Source organism: Nostoc sp., from assembly GCF_036919675.1.
Lineage (GTDB): Bacteria > Cyanobacteriota > Cyanobacteriia > Cyanobacteriales > Nostocaceae > Nostoc.
In genome coordinates this window covers 1-20378 of sequence record NZ_JBALCP010000123.1, presented here as the reverse complement: position 1 = coordinate 20378, position 20378 = coordinate 1, and the positions used below count along the sequence as shown (strand labels likewise).

General features: G+C 42.1%; 18 protein-coding genes, 1 other RNA gene and 1 pseudogene. 14 read left to right on the top strand and 6 right to left on the bottom strand.

The features are described 5' to 3' along the window. The first annotated feature begins 42 nt into the window (after nucleotides 1-42). The 6 genes from V7K49_RS27305 (at nucleotide 43) to V7K49_RS27280 (ending at nucleotide 6200) form a co-directional block, all read left to right on the top strand. Nucleotides 43-318 (top strand): hypothetical protein, encoded by a 276-nt coding sequence (locus V7K49_RS27305; RefSeq protein WP_335208427.1) that lies wholly within the window; start codon nucleotides 43-45, stop codon nucleotides 316-318. Between the two features lie 579 nt (nucleotides 319-897). Further along, entirely contained in the window at nucleotides 898-1836 is a 939-nt protein-coding gene (locus V7K49_RS27300) for a cation diffusion facilitator family transporter (RefSeq protein WP_335208425.1), read from the top strand. Between the two features lie 58 nt (nucleotides 1837-1894). Continuing rightward, nucleotides 1895-4291 carry a glycoside hydrolase family 15 protein gene (locus V7K49_RS27295; RefSeq protein WP_335208423.1) on the top strand — a complete coding sequence of 799 codons (2397 nt, stop codon included), beginning with the start codon at nucleotides 1895-1897 and terminating at the stop codon, nucleotides 4289-4291. 108 nt (nucleotides 4292-4399) lie between these two features. Further along, entirely contained in the window at nucleotides 4400-5017 is a 618-nt protein-coding gene (locus tag V7K49_RS27290) for a DUF4232 domain-containing protein (RefSeq protein ID WP_335208422.1), read from the top strand. Between the two features lie 101 nt (nucleotides 5018-5118). Further along, entirely contained in the window at nucleotides 5119-5577 is a 459-nt protein-coding gene (locus tag V7K49_RS27285) for a cupin domain-containing protein (protein WP_335208421.1), read from the top strand. 368 nt (nucleotides 5578-5945) lie between these two features. Beyond that, nucleotides 5946-6200: a hypothetical protein gene (locus tag V7K49_RS27280; protein ID WP_335208420.1), complete on the top strand. Its 255-nt coding sequence runs from the start codon at nucleotides 5946-5948 to the stop codon at nucleotides 6198-6200. Here V7K49_RS27280 and V7K49_RS27275 read toward each other — a convergent pair. Next, nucleotides 6182-7003, bottom strand: a complete 822-nt coding sequence (locus V7K49_RS27275; RefSeq protein ID WP_335208419.1) for a pentapeptide repeat-containing protein — start codon at nucleotides 7001-7003, stop codon at nucleotides 6182-6184. The genes V7K49_RS27280 and V7K49_RS27275 overlap by 19 nt on opposite strands. Before the next feature lie 10 nt (nucleotides 7004-7013). Next, on the bottom strand, nucleotides 7014-7655 hold the full coding sequence (locus V7K49_RS27270) for a hypothetical protein (RefSeq protein WP_334865271.1): 642 nt from the start codon (nucleotides 7653-7655) through the stop codon (nucleotides 7014-7016). 1017 nt (nucleotides 7656-8672) lie between these two features. Here V7K49_RS27270 and V7K49_RS27265 point away from each other — a divergent pair. After that, nucleotides 8673-9707, top strand: a complete 1035-nt coding sequence (locus V7K49_RS27265) for a DUF1350 family protein (RefSeq protein WP_335208417.1) — start codon at nucleotides 8673-8675, stop codon at nucleotides 9705-9707. 212 nt (nucleotides 9708-9919) lie between these two features. Next, nucleotides 9920-10153, top strand: coding sequence for a hypothetical protein (locus tag V7K49_RS27260; RefSeq protein ID WP_442948699.1), 234 nt, complete (start codon nucleotides 9920-9922; stop codon nucleotides 10151-10153). A gap of 30 nt (nucleotides 10154-10183) precedes the next feature. Here the strand turns inward: V7K49_RS27260 and V7K49_RS27255 are convergent, their stop codons facing one another. After that, entirely contained in the window at nucleotides 10184-11056 is an 873-nt protein-coding gene (locus V7K49_RS27255) for a GNAT family N-acetyltransferase (RefSeq protein ID WP_335208416.1), read from the bottom strand. 26 nt (nucleotides 11057-11082) lie between these two features. Here V7K49_RS27255 and V7K49_RS27250 point away from each other — a divergent pair. Next, nucleotides 11083-11328, top strand: a pseudogene (locus tag V7K49_RS27250) (undecaprenyl diphosphate synthase family protein); the annotation flags it as partial. Nucleotides 11329-11657: 329 nt separating this feature from the next. Here the strand turns inward: V7K49_RS27250 and V7K49_RS27245 are convergent. Both V7K49_RS27245 and trxA read right to left on the bottom strand, forming a co-directional pair. Further along, nucleotides 11658-11822: a hypothetical protein gene (locus V7K49_RS27245; RefSeq protein WP_334865279.1), complete on the bottom strand. Its 165-nt coding sequence runs from the start codon at nucleotides 11820-11822 to the stop codon at nucleotides 11658-11660. A gap of 250 nt (nucleotides 11823-12072) precedes the next feature. After that, nucleotides 12073-12390: a thioredoxin gene (gene trxA, locus V7K49_RS27240; protein WP_298912205.1), complete on the bottom strand. Its 318-nt coding sequence runs from the start codon at nucleotides 12388-12390 to the stop codon at nucleotides 12073-12075. Nucleotides 12391-13244: 854 nt separating this feature from the next. Here trxA and fabG point away from each other — a divergent pair. Continuing rightward, on the top strand, nucleotides 13245-13991 hold the full coding sequence (gene fabG, locus V7K49_RS27235) for a 3-oxoacyl-[acyl-carrier-protein] reductase (RefSeq protein ID WP_335208415.1): 747 nt from the start codon (nucleotides 13245-13247) through the stop codon (nucleotides 13989-13991). A 713-nt stretch (nucleotides 13992-14704) separates the two neighbouring features. Here the strand turns inward: fabG and V7K49_RS27230 are convergent. Further along, complete coding sequence (locus V7K49_RS27230) at nucleotides 14705-15787, bottom strand: MraY family glycosyltransferase (RefSeq protein ID WP_273769685.1); 1083 nt, start codon at nucleotides 15785-15787, stop codon at nucleotides 14705-14707. Nucleotides 15788-15945: 158 nt separating this feature from the next. Here V7K49_RS27230 and groL point away from each other — a divergent pair, with 158 nt between their 5' ends. The 4 genes from groL (at nucleotide 15946) to rnpB (ending at nucleotide 20185) form a co-directional block, all read left to right on the top strand. Next, nucleotides 15946-17631 (top strand): chaperonin GroEL, encoded by a 1686-nt coding sequence (gene groL, locus V7K49_RS27225; protein ID WP_335071229.1) that lies wholly within the window; start codon nucleotides 15946-15948, stop codon nucleotides 17629-17631. Nucleotides 17632-17808: 177 nt separating this feature from the next. Continuing rightward, nucleotides 17809-18951 carry a magnesium/cobalt transporter CorA gene (gene corA, locus V7K49_RS27220; protein ID WP_335208414.1) on the top strand — a complete coding sequence of 381 codons (1143 nt, stop codon included), beginning with the start codon at nucleotides 17809-17811 and terminating at the stop codon, nucleotides 18949-18951. Between the two features lie 65 nt (nucleotides 18952-19016). After that, nucleotides 19017-19712, top strand: coding sequence for a hypothetical protein (locus tag V7K49_RS27215; RefSeq protein WP_335208413.1), 696 nt, complete (start codon nucleotides 19017-19019; stop codon nucleotides 19710-19712). Between the two features lie 49 nt (nucleotides 19713-19761). Continuing rightward, an RNA gene (gene rnpB, locus V7K49_RS27210) (RNase P RNA component class A) lies at nucleotides 19762-20185 on the top strand. Nucleotides 20186-20378 lie beyond the last annotated feature (193 nt).

The following is a 20378-nucleotide window of genomic DNA, read 5'->3' as shown; positions in this document are numbered from 1 at the left end:
ATTGGTCATCGGGTTGAAGAGGTTTCAAGAGCAAAGGGATACTTGGAGGTTCTAGAGAGGGGTAAATTCGTTTCGGAGACAACAAAAACTGTTTTGGAGATTGCAAAAGCTAGTCTGGAGACTACAAAAGCTATTCTGGAGACAACAAAAGCTGTTTCGGAGACAACAAAAGCTATTTTGGAGATTGCAAAAGCTGTTTTGGAGACTACAAAAGCTGTTTTGGAGACTACAAAAGCTACTTCGGAGACTACAAAAGTTACTTCGGAGATCGCAAAAGCTATTTCGGAGACTACAAAAGCTATAGCACTTCTCTATTGACTCGAATACAGACCTAACCCCCAGCCCCTTCCCTACAAAGGAAGGGGAGTAAATTCAAAGCCTCTCTTTTTTAGGCTACCGTGTATACACAAGTCGAATTACCCCCCTTAATCCCCCCTTGGAAAGGGGGGAAACAAGAGAATCGTGTTCCCTCCCCAATACATACGGGGAGGGTTAGGGTGGGGTAATTCGAGGACTGGTAGTGATTCGATAACTTGTGTGTACACCGTAGCCTTATAAAGGGGGAAAATAAGAAATCTTGTAATCCCTTTTATAAAGGCGGAAAATAAGAAATCTTATTCCCTCCCCAATCCATCGGGGAGGGTTAGGGTGGGGTAAAACTGACGCGAAAAACCAGGTGAGTAAGCTATTTCAGACTTGTGTATACACCGTAGCTCCTTTTAGGAGAGAGGTTTGGAGAGAGGTCAAACTGTATTGCATACAAACGAAAAGCGCTATATTTCGGAACTCTTCTCTACCCCTAGAGCCTCTCCAACCCTATGCATTATGCCCGCTCTTAACGAATAAATCTCCTGCCTAAGTCCTAACAAGTTTTTGGATAGCTACTTCTTTACAATCATGGCAACTGATTCATCTAATAAAACAATTTTTGCAGCGATGGGGGCTAACTTAGCGATCGCTATTACTAAATTTATCGCTGCCGCCATTACTGGCAGTTCTGCCATGATATCTGAAGGTATTCATTCGGTGGTGGATACTGGCGACCAACTGGTACTTTTGCTGGGAATTCGCATGAGCCAAAAACCAGCAGATGATAGCCATCCGTTTGGTTACGGTCAAGAACTTTACTTCTGGACTTTAATCGTTGCTATTCTTATATTTGCCATTGGTGGCGGGATGTCAATTTATGAAGGAATTACTCATTTAATTAAGCCCAGCCCTTTAGAAGACCCGATGTGGAATTATATTGTATTGACTATAGCAATATTCTTAGAGGGGTATTCTTGGACTGTGGCTTTAAGAGAGTTTTTGCCGACCAAAGGTAAGCAAAATTTTTGGGAAGCAATCAAAAACAGTAAAGACCCGACAGTATTTACAATATTATTAGAGGATACTGCCGCAGTTTTAGGTTTATTCGTTGCTTTGATCGGAATATTCTTAGGACATTTATTTAATGATGTTTATTTTGATGGTATCGCCTCGATTATTATTGGGATTATCTTGGCTATAGTAGCAATATTACTAGCTAGGGAAAGTAAAGGATTATTAGTTGGTGAAAGTGCTAATCCTCAAACTATAGCTAGCATTCGTTCTTTGTCAAAAACAGAGTTAGGGGTACAAGAAGTCATCCGAATACTAACAATGCAGCTTGCACCACAAGAAGTATTACTCAACTTGGAAATTCAGTTTGCTAAAAACCTCACAGGTGAGCAAATAGCCTTGACTGTGGAGAGTTTAGAAGCAAAAATTAGCCAAAAACATCCAGAAATAAAACAGATTTTTATTGAAGCAAAGTCTTTAGCTGCTACTCGCAAATATCCTCAACCTTTTGAATAAAATTTAATTAGATAATATGAAATACAGCCTTTCCAAAATGCACTCAAAACAATAAATTATGGTAAAAATTATTGGTCAAGGCCAGGCTTTTGGCTCACCAGGCATTGATCCCCGATGGACTCATGCCAATAAAGATGGAGTAGGAACAGCCTACTCTACCGCAAGTCACGTTTGGTTTACTATCTGGAACGGTATTGTGACAGAAGTCTACCACCCCACAGTAGATAAACCCCAAATTCGGGATTTGCAGTATCTCATTTCTGACGGGAAAAGCTTTTTCCACGAGGAGCAATCCGATCTCGAATCAAAAGTAGAATCGATGTGGACTCATGGTTTAGGATACCGGATCACTAATTCCGATCCACAAGGGCGTTATGCTGTGATCAAAGAAGTGATTGCTGACCCGCATTTATCCTGTATTTTACAACATACAAAATTAACAGGAGAACCTGAATTTATCTCTCAACTCCAGCTATACGCCTTGTGTGCGCCACATCTAGAAGTTAGTGGCAGAGATAACAATGGTTACGTTACCGAAGTTGCTGGGCATCGGATTCTAACGGCGCATAAAGGAGGAACATGGCTGGCGCTGGGTGCAACAGTTCCCTTTACGCATCTTTCTTGTGGTTATGTCGGTGAAAGTGATGGCTGGAGAGATTTAGCTGACAATTTCCAGATGGATTGGGAGTTTGGCAGTGCTGTGGATGGCAATATTGCTTTGACTGGAAAACTAAATCTAGATGGTAGTAATGAGTTTACTTTAGGACTGGCATTTGGCACAACTTTGCATAATGCAGTTTCCACACTGTTTCAGTCGCTAAATATTCCTTTCCAAGAGCAGAAGCAACATTATATCGAACAGTGGGAGCGATCGCGCCAGGACATCAAACCATTAGAAAATGCTTCCTATGATGATGGGAAGTTGTATCACAACAGCATTAGTCTACTTTTAGCTCATGAAGACAAAGTTTATCCAGGTGCTTTAATCGCATCCCTTGCCATCCCTTGGGGTGAAGCCAAAGATGACCAAGATCAAGGAGGATATCATCTAGTCTGGACGCGGGATCTGGTCAGCAGTGTAACAGGTTTGGTGGCTGCTGGCGAAACTCAAACAGCAGTGCGATCGCTCATTTATCTTGCCACCAGCCAACAGGAAGACGGAGGTTTTGCCCAAAATTTCTGGGTTGATGGCGAACCTTACTGGAAGGGCATCCAGTTGGATGAAGTAGCGTTTCCCATTCTCCTGGGATGGCTATTGCACCAGAAAAATGCTTGCTCAAACTTCGATATCTATCCGATGGTTCAGCGGGCGGCGGGTTATTTAATTCGTCACGGCCCTGCTACGCAACAAGAACGCTGGGAAGAAAACAGCGGTTATTCACCATCAACACTAGCATCCAATATTGCCGCCTTAATCTGTGCTGCCCAATTTGCCCGTGAACGTGGGGATGAAGCAACAGCACAATTTATCGAAGAATACGCCGATTTTTTAGAATCTCACATTGAAGCTTGGACAGTTACCACTGAAGGAACCTTAGTTCCTGGCATCAAACGGCATTATATCAGGATTACTCCTTCAAATATTGATAATCCTCAACCCAACGAAAATCCTAACCAAGGAACTCTTTTCATCAGCAGTCAACCGCCTGGTGAACCAGCAGAATTTCTGGCAAAGGAAATTGTCGATGGCGGGTTTTTACAATTGGTGCGCTATGGAATTCGTAAACCTGATGACCCGATTATTGTTGATTCTGTGAAAGTAATTGATGCAGTCTTGAAAGTAGATACACCCGTTGGGCCTTGTTGGCATCGTTACAACCACGACGGCTACGGACAGCAAGAAGATGGTAATGCGTACACAGGTTCGGGTAAAGGACGTGCTTGGCCTCTCTTAACGGCAGAACGAGGACATTATGAACTAGCTGCGGGCGGTGATGTCAAAACATATATTAAGGTGATGGAAGGATTTGCTTCAAACACTTGTTTGTTACCAGAACAGGTTTGGGATGAAGCAGATAGACCAGAAATCCATATGTGTTTAGGAAAACCAACAGGTTCTGCAATGCCTTTGATGTGGGCGCACGCAGAGTATATTAAGCTGCTACGGTCAAATCATGACGGTCAGGTATTTGATTTGATTCCAGAGGTGGCGAATCGATATCTAGGCGAAAGACAAGAGTGTAAATTATTGGAAATTTGGAAGTTTAACCGTCAAATAGACAAAGTTAAAAAGGGTTATACACTGCGAATTCACGCTTTAGCATCTTTTCAGTTGCACTGGTCACAGGATAATTGGCAAACTGGAGAAGATAGACCTTCTACTTCTACAAAGTTAGGAGTGAATTTTGCAGACATCTCTGTTTGTGATAACCAGGAACAGCCAATCAACTTTACCTTTTTCTGGATTGAAAGCAGTAAATGGGAACAGCGCAATTATACGGTTTTAGTTGAGTAGCAGTAATTAGCTTTCATCTTTTCATTAGAGAAAATTAGGAATTGGTACAGTGTATGCGGTAGTTAATAAGATGAAATGAAACGGGCGATCTAATTTTTGAGGCATAAAATGAAATCTTTTCCCAAAGTTCACAGATTTTTAACTACTTCTAGTGTCAGTACATTTAGTGGCAGTACATTCCTGATTTTTATCGCACTGACTATTGGCTGTGCAAATTCCTCTTTAGCCACGGGACAGCAACAACCAAAGCCAGCAACTACAGAGCGTTCTAGCCCACAAACCAACGTCGCCTCTAATCCTCCACGTTGCCAAACTGAACAATTATCAGTCCGTAGGGTGTCTGGAGATGCAGGTGTGGGAAATGTCGCAATTATTTATGCTTTCACTAATAAAGGCTCATCGCCCTGTAATCTTTATGGATATCCTGGATTCGCGTTGCTAAACTCCAAAAATCAGCCTCTAAAGGGGGTTAACGTCATCCGTTCCCAAAGCACATATTTCTTATCTAAGCAGTCTCCACAAAGGGTAACTCTAGCCCCAGGTGGGCAAGCCTCATTTGAGATTGCTTACAACCACACCAGAACTACTGGTCAATCGTGCCCCACATCTGTGAAGGTTCAAATTACGCCCCCAAACGCCTACCACCACTTTACCCTGCCTGCAAAAATTGACGCTTGCACAGGTAAAGTCAGAGTTACGCCAGTACGAGCAGGCATTATCCAATAGTAGCGATTAGTAGCGATCGCTTCCGATGAAGAAAAACCTGTTTCGATTGACTTATTAGAGATTTTTCTAAGATAACCACACAATTAAAGAGAGCCATTTTTATGCAGAATAACGAATCGCCCAAGCCGACAATAGACTACTGGCATGTTTGGATTGACCACGACGGTATAAGTCACCAGTCCCGTTGCCAAATTGAGGACTTCATCGAGAAAGGCATAGCCCCGGATACATCGCCGCAGTGGCTTTCTAATTTGAAGCAGTCCGGTGCCACAATTATTTTTAGTGTGCTACCTGTGGGATGGGTTGGAAACTGGCATGAGAACCCTAAGCCCCAGTGGATCATCCCTTTATCGGGACGCTGGTTTGTAGAGACTATGGACGGGCAGCGAGTAGAGATGGGCCCTGGCGAGATTTCATTTGGAGAAGACCAGGGCACAAAATCGAACGCGCAAGGTAATAAAGGTCACTTATCTGGAACAGTAGGCGATGAGCCAGCTGTTCTAATAATGGTGCAACTTGAAGAGACTCCAACTTTCGAGCAATCTTGTCGCTTTAAGTAAGACTTATTCAAAACGACCAGCATTTATTCTACTGTCCCAATGCCAGACATCATATCTATTACTAAGGAAGAAATGCTTAACTGAACAGTATTGTCATATATAGCGGTTCCCATTCAGATGCGGTACAACATATCGCCAGGTGTAGGGGCACGGCAATGCCGTGCCCCTACGGGTGTATCTTGTCTCGTTTGTCTCGTTCCCAGTCTCTGACTGGGAATGCCTAATTGGAGGCTCCGCCTCAAGAGTCGCGGCAGAGCCGCAATTGAAGAGCATTTCCAGCCTCTGGCTGGAAACGAGGTTTTAAAGGGGTTTGCGCTTACAGCAGAATTCAAGTATTTAAACCACATCTGTCATAGGGGCGCAAGGCCTTGCGCCCCTACCGCGTGGTCTATTTACCTGAAAATAGCTGTATAGTTGACACCAATGGGCAATGCCGTGCCCCTACGGGTGTAGCTTACGTAAACAAGAACCGCTATAGTTTGGTGCATGTTCATACAGAATTGGTATTAGGATCGCTCAATCTGTTCCCACACCAGCGGTTGCTCAACCGGGAAGGACTGGTAGATGGACTGATTCTCAACAACGGGCTTCAGCGAAATATCAATTATTCTCTTCTAAAGTAATTGTCCCTTGAAGAGTTAGGCATAATTGCCTCCTGAAGATTTACGCCGCTGAGGTTAGCTCCCCTAAGGTCAGATCCTCTGAGATTAGTTCCCCTGAGATTTGCCCCTGTCAAATTCGCACCTCTAAGGTTAGTCCAACTCAAATCAGCTTCACTCAAATCAGCTTCACTTAAATTAGCCCGCAACAAATAAGCACCACTGAGGTGAGCCTTAGTCAGATTAGCTTTGTATAAGTTAGTTTTATAAAGATAAGTCCCCAACATTTCCGCGTCGTACAAACTTGCCTCGCTGAGGTCAGCCGCAATCAAGTTAGCTTCAATCAGGTTGGCAAAAGAGAGATTAGTTCGGATTAACTTCGCTGCACCTAAATCGGCATCTCTCAAGTTAGCGCCTCTTAAGTCAGTTCCAATTAGATTAGCATCAGCGATCGCAGCGCCTCCAAGATTCGCCTCACTCAAGTCAGCTCCAATCAAATTAGCATGACTCAAATTTGCCTGCGTAAGTATAGCACCACTCAAGTTAGCAACACTGAAATTAGCATCACTCAGGTTAGCTTCAACGAGGAAGGCTTTGTAGAGGTTGGCACTACTGAGGTCAGCACCACTGAGGTTTGCTCGCACGAGTAAAGCATTACCCAAATCCGCTTTTCTCAAGTTTACCCCTTGGAGGTTTGCGCCTCTGAGGTTATCCCCTTGCAGGTTTGCGGCGCTCAGGTCTGGTTCAATTTGAGGATTTTTCTTTCTCCACTCAATCCATGTAACTGCACCTGCTTTCAGTAAAGCTAGATGCTCTCGATTTGCCATTTTCTCTTTTTTACTCCTGACGCCCACCCAGAGGATTTGCCCGACCAGCTACACCTTCAATCGCCGCTAACGCTCCCGCCGCACCTGCTAAAATATCTTGTTCTTGTCCACCTAAGTAAAGCCGTCCAAAACTACCTACAGCTAGAACCTCAAGAATGTTAATCGACGCTGCTTTCTCAGCTTCATTCGCAGCCAGTGCGGCGTAAGCAGCAGGCTCAACTTCTAATACATACAGCGTTTGCCCTGCTAGTAGTAGCTGTCCGCGTCGCGTGCGATTAATCAGTTGTGTTTGGTAAGCATCGATGTTGCGGATAATCTGGCTAGAAATAACCCGCGGTTTGAGACATTCCTCTCTTCGGACTCCCAATGCCGCCAAAATGGCTTGACCGGCAGCTCGCGTTTCGCCTTGGGAACCAGAATGAACTTCCAATAGTCCGTATAGTCGTTCAACTATCTGTAGTCCCGGACGGACAGAGGCAGATTTCAGGGCTATATCCGTAATCTTATTAATTTCGATACCAGGAGAGATTTCAATCCACAGTGATGTATCCCCTGGTAATGGTAAGAAGCCTTGGGCTACTGTTCCCATATATGCTGCATGTTGAGGTTGCAGGCTGTCGAGAAATACGAAACTGCGTAGTTCTATTCCCAAGATTTTGCTCTCCAGTCATAAGGGTAAAAGTTATCTATTGCAAGATAGAAACGCCTAGCTTGGGTCATTTTAGCCACAAGTGAAGCATGGAAAAATACAAAGTAGAAAAATTTTGCTGTCGATAAATTTTACACCTGAGAAGTATTCTGGCAGTGGAAACCGCCTTGACAATTGTACAAGCTTTATTACGCACAAATTGCTGCCTGCAATGCCAAAATCGAGCAATACTGGTCTTGATTTACTGATAAAGTTGATGTGACAAAAAAAGTCTTTAGCTAAACTGAAGCGGGAAAAGTTCACTGGACTTGTGCCAGTATCTTCAAAATGCTGCCAAAACCGCAGCTAATTAAAGTGACAGCACTAAGATTTACACATTGACAAGGTAGGCAAGAAATGATTTAGGGACTTCCAGTTAAAAAAACATCCCATCGTAGGGGCGCAAGGCCAAGATCCCCTACAAATGTACAAATAATTTTGGATAATTTATTTTTTGTCAGTCCCTTAGCTGGAAACAAGGAAATAACAGGCTATTCATTGACTGGCAGGGTAATCACAAACTCAGTCTCTTGAGATGAGGTTGAGTTAACTGCGGCTTCACCATATTTTTCTACCACAATTTGACGAGCGCTCGCAGCTTGTTAAAGAGTCTATTAGAAGTTTAGTGCCAATTCAATCTCACTATCGAACTACACTATTCCCTACTCCCCACCCCCTTTCATAAATACTTTGAGAACCACCTATAGCAATCCTAAATTAGTCCTGAAAATCTCCGATTCCTCTCTCTGCGTTGCGCCAGTTGCTTCAAGTCGGGGAACCCGCCCAACGCACTGGCAACTCTATTGCCTCTGCGGTTAATTTATTTTTACAAATGATTTAGGACTGCTATATCTTTACTATCTTACTAAGGCAAGCATCTCAGTTTTGTAAAAATCTCTTTTAAAAAATCCGAAAAGCAGCAACTTCAGTTTGGAGATTAAGTATACACATACCAAAATGAGATGCACTCATTGCTAAGTCATGGTAAATACAAATTTAAAATTGAGATTTAAACCCGTTTCTCACAGTTGGGTTGCTCTCCATCCACAGCCTAAAGGGGTAATTCAATTTATTGCAGGGGCTTTTTTTGGTACATTTGGCCCCATGCTTTTCTATCGCTATCTCCTTCAATCTCTATTCGAGCAGGGATATACAATTATTCTTCTGCCGTTTAATTTTAGTTTTAACCATTATCTAGAAGCTGGTTTTCTGATGAGAGAGCAGTATGAAATTCTGCCAGAGCTTGTGAGGATGGCAAGTGTCGAGGGATATGATTATGAAGCCTATCTAGATGATAAAAACTTTTCTTGGATTGGACATAGCCTTGGCTGTAAATATATTTCCCTGTTAGAAGGATTTACTGCTTTGCCAGATGATCCTCAAGATAGGCAAAAGTTTATTCGGAATCTGCTATCTCATACTTCGGATGAGTCACAGATAGAAAGTGTCATTGCAGACATTGACATTCTCTTTGAGCAGCTTAAACAAAAAATCGTAGAAGTTCAGAACCTAATTTGCACTTATGTAGGTCGAAAAATTACAATTCACAGTGTCTTTATTAAGGGGCAAGTTTCTATCCTCTTAGCACCTGATATTAGTGATACAGCCAGCGCCATTCGTCCTCAATTTTTAGCGGATATCATCGACAAACTTGGCTGGGGTGTAAAACCAACCCCTGAAGAAACCCATAACTTAATCAAGGATAGTGAGCTATTTAATATCATGGGTTTAGTCTGTTTTCAGTCTGACAATATTGCTAAATCAACCTGTCAATGGTTTACTAAGACTCTTGGAAAACCACCAAAAAAGTTCTTGAAAACTTTAGAGGGTGGACACTTAAAACCTTTAGGTATTCAACTAGGCAAGTATGTTGTTAATTTATTTGATAAACCTTTGATTGAATCACTGCAGGAGCGAAATAGAAGATTTGAGCATCATGTAATTCAATTACTTAAGGAAGTGAAACAAGAATCACTAAAAAAAGTACTGAAAGTATCAGAATCACTTATTAAATAGTGTCAGGTTAGCATAATTAGTTATACTAACCACAGCCAAGAACCCCACCCTGCTAAAGCTATGCTTTGTCAGCCTTAAAAGCATAGTTTTCAAACATTTTCTCAGACTCTTCCAACTCTATTATCCAAAACTGCCGACTTTAGCCGACTGACAAAACAAAGTGCGATCGCTTAGGCTATTGGGCATAAAGATAAAAATTAAAGTATAAAAACATGCTTAATATTCTCAGCCCAGTTGCAGAAGACTTAGCAGGTAAAAGCTATACCATTTTTAACTACCTTCAAACACAACATCGCATTCGTATCCTCATAGACAAATATATTACAGTTGAAAAACTACATACTCGTCTGCAAGATTTACTGATACAGTTTGCTAATCCCCAACCGCGTCCCTGGAAACCCATCGACTGGCAAACAATTAATCGCAATCAAATTATCGGCAAATAAGCTGCCTATAAGCTTGCTCTGTACCCCAAATTAGCCTATTTCAAGAGTAGTAACACCAAAAATATGTGTCCAATCAAGACTAGGTTCATTGGCAGTGTACATTCGCACACATTCAAACACCAATTGCATTTTATAACTTTCAACTAAAGAAATTGCCTGGTGATTAATATCAGGAACATCTAGATAAATCTGACTTCCATTAGCATAAGTTGACAAAGCAACAAATAACTTTTCTGCTATTTCTTTATTTTCTGCAAATAAAGGACCTATTTTAAATCCCTCACTAGCTTTTCTAATGACTCCATAACCCAATAATTCCCCATTATTAACTACAGCATAGCCTTGACCACTTGGTTGATTAATCCATGTTTTAAGAAATAGAGGACGAAAACTCGGAAAATATTGACTATCATAACGACAAAGTTGGTCAAAATTAACTGTTTTTAAATCAATCACATCTTCAGCTATTTTTCCGTTAATTATACCTTGATAACGAAGATGAGAATGAGCAGATTTAAATCCAAATTTTTCGTAATTATTAAGTTGTTCTAAAACTGTATCTAAAGCCGCAGATTGATGAGAAATTAACTTCAAAGCTTCATGCCAAGTTTTTAAGCCATATCCTTGTTTACGATATTCTGGCTTAACAATATAAAGCCCGATAAAATTAAACCTTTCACTATATCTAGCCACCAATATAGAACTAATAGGATTCCCATTTAATTCTCCTATCAAAAAACTACCTGCATCCGCAACATAAAAGTTATTGGCATCATCAACTCCTGGATTCCACCCTTCGGCTTCCGCCCAACTTAAGGCGATTTTTAAATCGTCTATTGTCATTTGACGAATAATGAAATTATTGTCAGTAACTGAATGAACAACAGCATTTAATTGACTCATTTTACTTATTCCTTAAATGAACTCACGTTAATGAAAGTTTTGTAGAACAACACCTCTACACAGCAGATACTCCAGAACCAGATTTGCTGATTCGTACCAGGGGTGAGATCCAGTTGAGTAATTTTATATTGTGGCAAATAGTGTATACACAGATGTATTTCACCGATATTTTTTGGCCAGATTTTAATAGAGAAGCATTTTATCAGGCTTTGTTGAGCTACCAAGGATGCGATCGCCGTTTTGGTCAAGTTAAAGCTTCACTGTCAGCTTAGTGTACCAAACACCAAACATCCCCTCAAAATTAAACTGGATTTTTGCCATGAGGGATAAAGTAAAAGCACCCACATTACCAGGATGGTATATGAGCGCTAATAAATTAAAACATTATTGAGGATAATCTATCTGCTATGACAGACCGAAGTAACTATAAGAATAACAGGCCGTGGGTAAATAAACTGCAAGGGTAGTTACAAATGTTTTGTTAAAAATACTACTTACTGTAAGATATTGTTGATTTTGCTAAAATGTGCTATGCAAAACTGGTGCGATTCAGAAAGTGCGACACCAAATAGCCCATCGTAAACATCGCCCTACAGATAACCTAATTGTTTTTGTTGCCTGAGTTACCAGTTGGATTTGAAAGTTGGTACTTTTGTATAACCCGCTCAACCTGGCTAGTCACCGCATTTATTCTATGTTTAACTTTATCAAAATCAATATTCGCCCAGATATAGGCTTTGTCAAGTCTTTCTTGCTTATCATTCATGAATTGCTTTTCTTGTCAAGATATTTTTTTATATCCATACAATATAGCCATATTAATTTCTAAACTACTTTCTCTAGAGGGATAAGTAAATATGCTTAATATTTCCTTAAGGTTTTATCTGCTAGCAGTTCAATCAAACAGTGTAGGGGCGCACAGCTAGCTGTACGCCCCTACACCGGATTAATATCTACTGAAACAGACGCAACATTTTGCGCCTCTAAGAACCAAAATCCCAATTCTAAGTCTTAGCTTAAATCTTTGTTTGTAGATATTGCACCAACTGTGGTGCTTGCATCACTCCTTCTATCCGCTCTACAGGCTGACCCTGCTTAAATAGTACTAGAGTTGGTAGAGCGGCAATTTCATACTTACTGGCCAAATCTGTGTATTTTTCTGTATCTATTTTGACAATCTGCAAGCGATCCTTGAGTTGGGCATTGACTTGCTCTAAAATTGGCACCATCATTTGACATGGACCACACCAGTCAGCGTAAAAATCTACTAATACAGGTACATCAGAAGCAGACAGCATCTCTTCAAAACTGTTAAATTGCTTTTTAGTTGCCATATGACACACACCGATTTTCAATTGTTTGTTTCAATGGTAATTCTTAGAAAATAAAATCGGTATAGATTCATGGGTTTTTGTTGGGAAAGGATTAGATTAATCAATATAGACTGATTTGCCAGCTAAAAATCTTAAATAATTATAATAAAATTCACATATTGTATGCGTTTGTGAATATGCATTAGATATATATTTAAATTTATCCTGACCAACCAAATAATTATACAGACGTTCACCAGAGTGATGTTTACGACGGGTGTAGCTGCAACACTTCCTAGTTTATCCGATCAGGCGATGTCTACGATGGTCACTGAGCTTTGTCGTACCCCTACGGGGAAGCAAGCTAGCAAGAGCGTCTGGTAGAGAAGTGCGGGCTATTCGGCGTCGCAGCTATAATTAAATCAACAATATATGGCTTTAAGTTATTCATCCATTAACAGAGAAATAACTATAGATATTTAATGATAGTAAAACGTTAATTCGTGTTAATCAAGTTATATCTAAACCTCATCTATCTTGAGAACCGTAGTTTTTGCCCTCACCCTAAATCCCTCTCCCTACTTGGGAGAGGGACTTCTTTTTGGCTCCCCTTCTGGCAATATTGGGAGAAGCGGCTGGGGGATGAGGGTTTTTTTCTTTTCATACGGAAAGAACAACAGTTTTCAAGATGGACGCGGTTTAGCTAAAAACGACATACAACTTTATCTATTTATTATCTATTAACTATCTCAATTGCGTCATGCCAGCAAGATTGTCACCCCGCAAGAGTTAGATTTTATCTAGACAATATTTTGATGTTCCCCAAATCACCATAAGATAATTAGCGCGGTATTTCTAAGATTGAGGAACATTAAATGACACTATTACAAGATAAAGTCGCAATTGTCACAGGTGCTTCACGAGGAATTGGCCGAGCGATCGCAATTGAATTAGCCAGACAGGGAGCGATCGCAGTTGTCAATTATGCCAGTTCGAGTGCCGCCGCCGACGCAGTTGTTACAGAAATTACAGATGCGGGAGGTCAGGCGATCGCTATCCAAGCTGACGTTTCTAAAATCGAGCAAGTAGACGCACTAGTTAACGCCGTTATCGAAAAGTTCAGGCGCGTGGATATCTTAGTCAACAACGCAGGTATTACGCGCGACACCCTGCTGTTGCGTTTGAAGCCAGAAGATTGGCAAGCTGTGATAGACCTTAACCTAACTGGTGTTTTCTTATGTACACGCACCGTCAGTAAAATCATGCTTAAGCAGCGATCGGGGCGGATTATTAATATTACCTCCGTTGCTGGGCAAATTGGCAACCCAGGTCAGTCAAACTATAGTGCCGCCAAAGCAGGTGTAATCGGTTTTACCAAAAGCGTTGCCAAAGAACTCGCTACTCGCGGCATTACCGTTAACGCCGTCGCTCCTGGATTCATCACCACCGACATGACCAGTAATCTCAATAACTCCGAAGATATTCTGAAATACATTCCACTCGGTCGCTTCGGTCAGCCCGAAGAAGTTGCTGGGATGGTGCGCTTCCTCGCTGCCGATCCCGCAGCCGCCTACATCACTGGACAAGTCTTTAACGTCGATGGCGGCATGGTCATGGCCTAAGTAGAGACGCGATTCATCGCGTCTACAGCAATTTTCGTAGGGTGTGTTACGCTTTCGGGTAACGCACCGATTTGATTTTAGGTAGTTCAGTCTCGTAAATCGAGTTTTGAACTTCTAAATTAAGTTTTGAACTTCTAAATTAAGTTTTGAACTTCTAAATCGAGTTTTGAACTTCTAAATCGAGTTTTGAACTTCTAAATCGAGTTTTGAACTTCTAAATCAAGTTTTGAAGTTCTAAATCAAGTTTTGAAGTTCTAAATTAACTTCACAGCTAATAAAGCTGTTATTCTCAAAGAATTTTAGCAAATATACCCGTATTTATCCTCTAGGCTAATCCTAATACTTTAAAGCTTGTGTAGCTTTCGTCTAACTCATGCATCTGCTGATTATCTAGAAGTGGGATAGCAACGAAGTAATTTTCGTAGGATGTCTGACGCCGAAGACTAATACCAATTTTAAAAAAGAATGTGACAGATAGATTCTGAAAACCTGGTTACAGAGGACGATTCCCAATCCAAAATGGTATAAGGTATCAATTTTAGATGGCGATCGCTGATTTAGACTGATTTAATCGCGATCAATGATTCGAGCCAACCTTCAGTTTTACTATCATCCTGACCGAATACGGAGAGCTTTCCATTGGTAAAATATCTTGACCAAGCACAGAAGAAACCAGAGTAGGGCTAGCACTGCAATGCCCACCCTACAAGCAACTAGGGCTGTTGACGTATCCTTTGCCAGACAGTAAAGCCTAAAAGAATGATAATACTACTGGCGGTAGTCAGGATCACAGCCAAACTCATACCTTGTATTCTCATCGCCAGCAAGTTGAAAACTAAGGTAATTGACCAAAGCGTGAACGCAGCATGACGCTGGGAAAGTCCCCAAGCAAGTAAGCTGTGGTGCAGGTGGTCTTTGCCAGGAGTACTTAGAGGGTTATTTCCTGCTAGTAGCCGCCGCACAAATACTTGAGTGGTGTCTAGCACTGGTAATAACAGAAATAAAACTGTAGGAATCAGCGCATAAACTGTGTTTTGTTGCAGTTTGCCCAAAATACTAGTTGCTGCCAGCACATAGCCGAAAAAGTATGCTCCGGCATCACCCATAATAATTCGTGATGGATAGAAGTTATGGCGTAAAAAGCCTAGTGCTGCACCCCCCAAGGCTGCGAGTACCAAGATTGCCGCCGCCCGATTATTAAATTGGGCTGCAACCCCCAACAAACTCATGGCGGTAATAAAGCTGATTCCTCCTGCCAAGCCATCCATACCATCCATCAAGTTGATGGCGTTAGTAATTCCTACTACCCATAGTACTGTTAGCGACATGGACAGGAGCGAGTCGATGGGTGTGCCAAAGAGAACTTTGACACTGATCCCATTAGCGACTAGCAACAGGGCCGTGACAATTTGCGCCCACAATCGAACAGAGGGCGGTAAGCCGAACTGATCATCGATAAAGCCCACAAGGACTAATATCGAACCCCCCAGCAGAATAGTCAGCACCTGAGCCAATACGTTTTGGAGTTCGATAGGTCGTAAAAGGCTAGCTAATACCAGCGCGGCAATCACACCCGCGTAGATAGCCAGCCCCCCTGCATTGGGTAAAGGTTCTCGGTTGAGTCGCCGGGCGTTGGGTTGGTCAGCCCAACCTACGCGCAAGGCGAATTTGCGGATTGTCGGAATTAAACGCCAAGTTACAAGACAAGCCAAGAGGAACGTAAATACTACCGCCAACCAGCCGGTGCCGCTAGGGTCGGCAATACCAAGGGACTTAAGGGAGTTGTCTAGATTCATCTCCCAATTCAAGCATTAGTGCCAGTATCTAATATGAGCATCACCTGTATATTAATCAATTTTTTTTATTTCCATTTGTAACTTGAGCCAGTTGAGAGATTAGCACTCTTGCGCTGTGAGTGCTAAATTGTCTAATGGAAGCGCTAAAAAAATAAAACATGGCGAAAATTATTGCATTTGACGAGGAATCTCGGCGAGCTCTAGAAAGGGGTGTTAACGCCCTTGCGGATGCCGTAAAAATCACCTTGGGGCCCAAAGGTCGCAATGTCCTTTTAGAGAAAAAATTTGGCGCACCCCAAATTGTCAATGATGGTATCACTGTTGCGAAGGAAATTGAATTAGAAGATCCTTTGGAAAATACTGGTGCAAGACTCATCCAGGAAGTAGCCTCAAAAACTAAAGATGTCGCTGGGGATGGCACCACCACTGCCACAGTTTTGGCCCAAGCCTTGATTCGGGAAGGTTTGAAGAACGTCGCGGCGGGTAGTAACCCAGTTAGCTTGAAGCGCGGGATTGACAAAACTATTGAAGCACTGGTAAAAGAAATTGCCAAGATAGCCAAGCCAGTAGAAGGAAGTGCGATCGCTCAAGTTGCCACTGTCTCTGCTGGTAATGATGAAGAAGTTGGCCAAATGCTAGCCCAAGCAATGGAAAAAGTCACCAAAGATGGTGTAATTACCGTTGAAGAATCTAAATCCCTCACAACTGAACTAGAAGTAGTTGAGGGGATGCAGATTGACAGAGGCTATATTTCTCCCTACTTCGTCACCAACAACGAGCGGCAAATCGTGGAATTTGAAAACGCCCGAATCTTGGTTACTGACAAAAAAATCAGCAGCATCCAGGATTTAGTGCCGGTGTTGGAAAAAGTCGCCCGTTCTGGTCAGCCCTTGCTGATCATCGCTGAAGATGTGGAAGGGGACGCTTTGGCAACTTTGGTGGTGAACAAAGCGCGGGGTGTACTTGCCGTAGCTGCGATCAAAGCACCTGGGTTTGGCGATCGCCGCAAAGCTTTGTTAGAAGATATTGCTATTCTCACCGATGGACAGTTGATTTCTGAAGAAATCGGCTTAAGTTTGGATACCGCTTCTTTAGAAGCGCTGGGAACTGCTCGCAAAATCACCATTGACAAAGAAAGCACCACGATTGTAGCTGGCAGTGTCACCAAGCCAGAGGTGCAAAAGCGGATTGGTCAAATTCGCAGGCAGTTGGAAGAAACCGATTCTGACTACGATCAAGAAAAACTGCAAGAACGGATCGCCAAACTCGCTGGCGGTGTGGCAGTGATTAAAGTGGGTGCGGCAACCGAAACCGAACTCAAAGACCGTAAACTGCGGATTGAAGACGCGCTGAACGCTACTAAAGCCGCCGTGGAAGAAGGTATTGTTCCTGGTGGTGGAACGACCCTAATTCACTTAGCTAAGACGGTAGAAGCGATTAAAAACAGCCTGCAAGATGAAGAAGAAAAGATTGGGGCTGATATAGTTGGTCGAGCGCTAGAAGCTCCTTTGCGCCAAATAGCAGAGAACGCTGGTGCTGAAGGTTCTGTGATCGTCTCTAAAGTCCGAGATAGCGACTTCAACATTGGCTACAACGCTGCTACCGGCGAATTTGAAGACTTGATTGCTGCTGGTATTATCGACCCTGCCAAAGTCGTGCGTTCAGCTTTGCAAAACGCTGGTTCCATTGCTGGTTTGGTCTTAACTACCGAAGCGATCGTTGTTGAAAAGCCGGAGAAGAAATCCGCTGGTCCTGCCCCTGATATGGGCGGCATGGGCGGCATGGGTGGCATGGGCGGCATGGGCGGCATGGGTGGCATGGGCGGCATGGGCGGCATGTTCTAACTTCTGCTCACTCAGATAAATATTTTTTAAGCAGTTTGTCTTATTAAGGCAAACTGTTTTTTATAGCATTGCTGATTTAGAGGCGATATGTTATCTGTATTGCTGGGAAGTCGCTGAACGTAAATAAACGTTGTTTTTACGACTGACAAATGACTAATAACTATTAGGTAATATCTAATGGCACGAAAACTGCGCCGCCCTCCCAAAATAGTAAATAGACGATATGAAGATGAGTTCTATCATGAACCAGGGACTCTACCTGGAACTATTTTTATTGATGCGGATGCTCCGCCACCAATAATTTTCTTGATTGACTATAACCAAACCAATTTCATCCGTGAGCAAATAGCAACCCCAGAGGAGTGTGTGCCATATTTAGAGATGGAATCTATTTCTTGGGTAGACGTACAAGGTTTAGGCAGTCAAGATATATTACAACGATTGGGTAAGGTTTTTGAGTTACCTCCTCTAGTTTTAGAAGATATAGTTAATGTACCGGAGCGTCCGAAAACAGAGGATTATGAAGACCAATTACTATTTATTTCCCGCATGGTAGTAGCAAAGGAAAAAACATGTGGTTTTTACAGCGAGCAAGTGAGTTTGATATTAGGGAAAAATTATTTGCTGACAGTACAAGAAGAACCAGAACATGATTGTTTTGAAGGAGTGCGATCGCGAATTGAAAAAAACAAAGGTACCATCCGCAAACAGGGAGCCGATTATTTAACTTACGCCGTGTTAGATGCGATTATTGATGGTTTTTTCCCAGTGCTAGAGCTTTATGGTGAGCGAATCGAAGAGTTAGAAGAGGAGGTGATAGTCAGACCTACCCCACAAACACTACAACATATTTATCAAATTAGGCGAGAATTATTGCAACTGCGTCGTGCTATCTGGCCCCAGCGAGATGCAATTAATTCTTTGATTCGAGATGGCAGTGATTTGATTGGTGAGGAAGTGCGAATCTACTTGCGAGACTGTTATGACCATACAGTGCAAGTGATGGACATGGTGGAAACTTACCGAGAACTAGCATCTGGATTAATGGATGTGTACCTTTCGGCAGTGAGTAATAAAATGAATGAAATCATGAAGGTACTAACGATAGTTTCAACAATTTTTATTCCACTGACTTTTATTGCCGGAGTATATGGGATGAATTTCAGTACTGAAAAATCGCCATATAATATGCCTGAATTGAATTGGTATTGGGGCTATCCACTTTGCTTGGGAGTAATGGCTGCGATCGCACTAGGTTTGCTATTCTTTTTTTGGCAACGGGGTTGGCTGCAAAATTCTGTAACAATGAAGCGTAATTAATAATTGCAGATGGACGATGAGTCAAATATACATTTATTAGCACCGAGAGTTGAGATTTTTGAGTTATGAGGAGTAACGACCAAAATTTAGTAGTTTTGACGATTTATATTATCGGTGTTTCCTATGTTTTTAACCGCATGGTTGAATCCATCGACGACCAAGTTAAATTTGAGTTTAAGAAAGGAACCGTTGAGGAGCAACTCAAAGAACACAATCTCGACGATAAAATTGGGATTTCCTTTAAACTCAAATCCTCATACCCAATTGATGAACTAAAAGATTTAGGAATTAGCATTGAAAATAAATCTGATAATGTTGCCGTATACGTTGACTGGGACAATAGTTCTTTGGTAGTTGAACATAGTAAGCAATCGCGCCGTGTGATTCGGAAATCACCAGACTTAACCCGTGACTTAGCTGTGCCTCAAAGTCCTAGCCTGATTGCCCCCAAAAAAACACTTTCTGAAACGGTGACAGCAGAAGATGTTTTTGAGCGCGACCAAGTAGCTGGAACTTATTCAGCAAAAAAACCACTAATTGATATTAACGGGCTGCAAAAAGGGCAAAAAAAATTGTACAACGACTTTATTAACGGAAGAAAAGAGTTGGATTTTTCCCTACAACTGGTGCTACGGATATCTGAGGTGCGTTTAGGTCTAGCCCCAGGTCGTGATTTTCCTGCCATTAGTATTATCAATTGTCCTTTCACAGTCAGAAAACTACCTTGGACTTACGCTCTACCTTGGAATAAAAAGAAGTAATACTAACCAGACACACTATGCCATCCAAGATTACACTGGATCTAGGGAGAGAGTAGGCGCAGGCGGTTGCAGATCAGTCATAGTCACTGGTTTGAGGAAAGTCCGGACTCCCGAAAGACCAAACTTGCTGGATAACGTCCAGTGCGAGCGATCGTGAGGATAGTGCCACAGAAAGATACCGCCAGGACAATTAAAAATTAAAAATTAAAAATGTAAAATGAGTAATTTTTAATTTTTAATTTTACATTTTTAATTGATCTGGTAAGGGTGCAAAGGTGCGGTAAGAGCGCACCAGCAGTATCGAGAGGTGCTGGCTCGGTAAACCCCGGTTGGGAGCAAGGCGATAGGAACTACGGTTGGTCTTTTACCAGTTCCGCTCAATGAGAGCCGCTAGAGGCGTTTGGTAACAAGCGTCCCAGATAGATAACTGCCCTCGCAAGAGAACAGAACCCGGCTTATGTCCTGCTCTCTCCTCTGCAATGGAGTATGAACCTTTCACGGTTTGTACTCTATTATTTTTTGTACGGATTTTGTGCGATGTTTAATTCATCATTTAGAGCATTCCCAGTATCTCTAATACCAAGTTGCAATAGATAGTATTATTTAATGGAAGTAAAATTGGTGTACAGTGATGCCTCGGACTCGGATTAAGATCATTCCTCACCT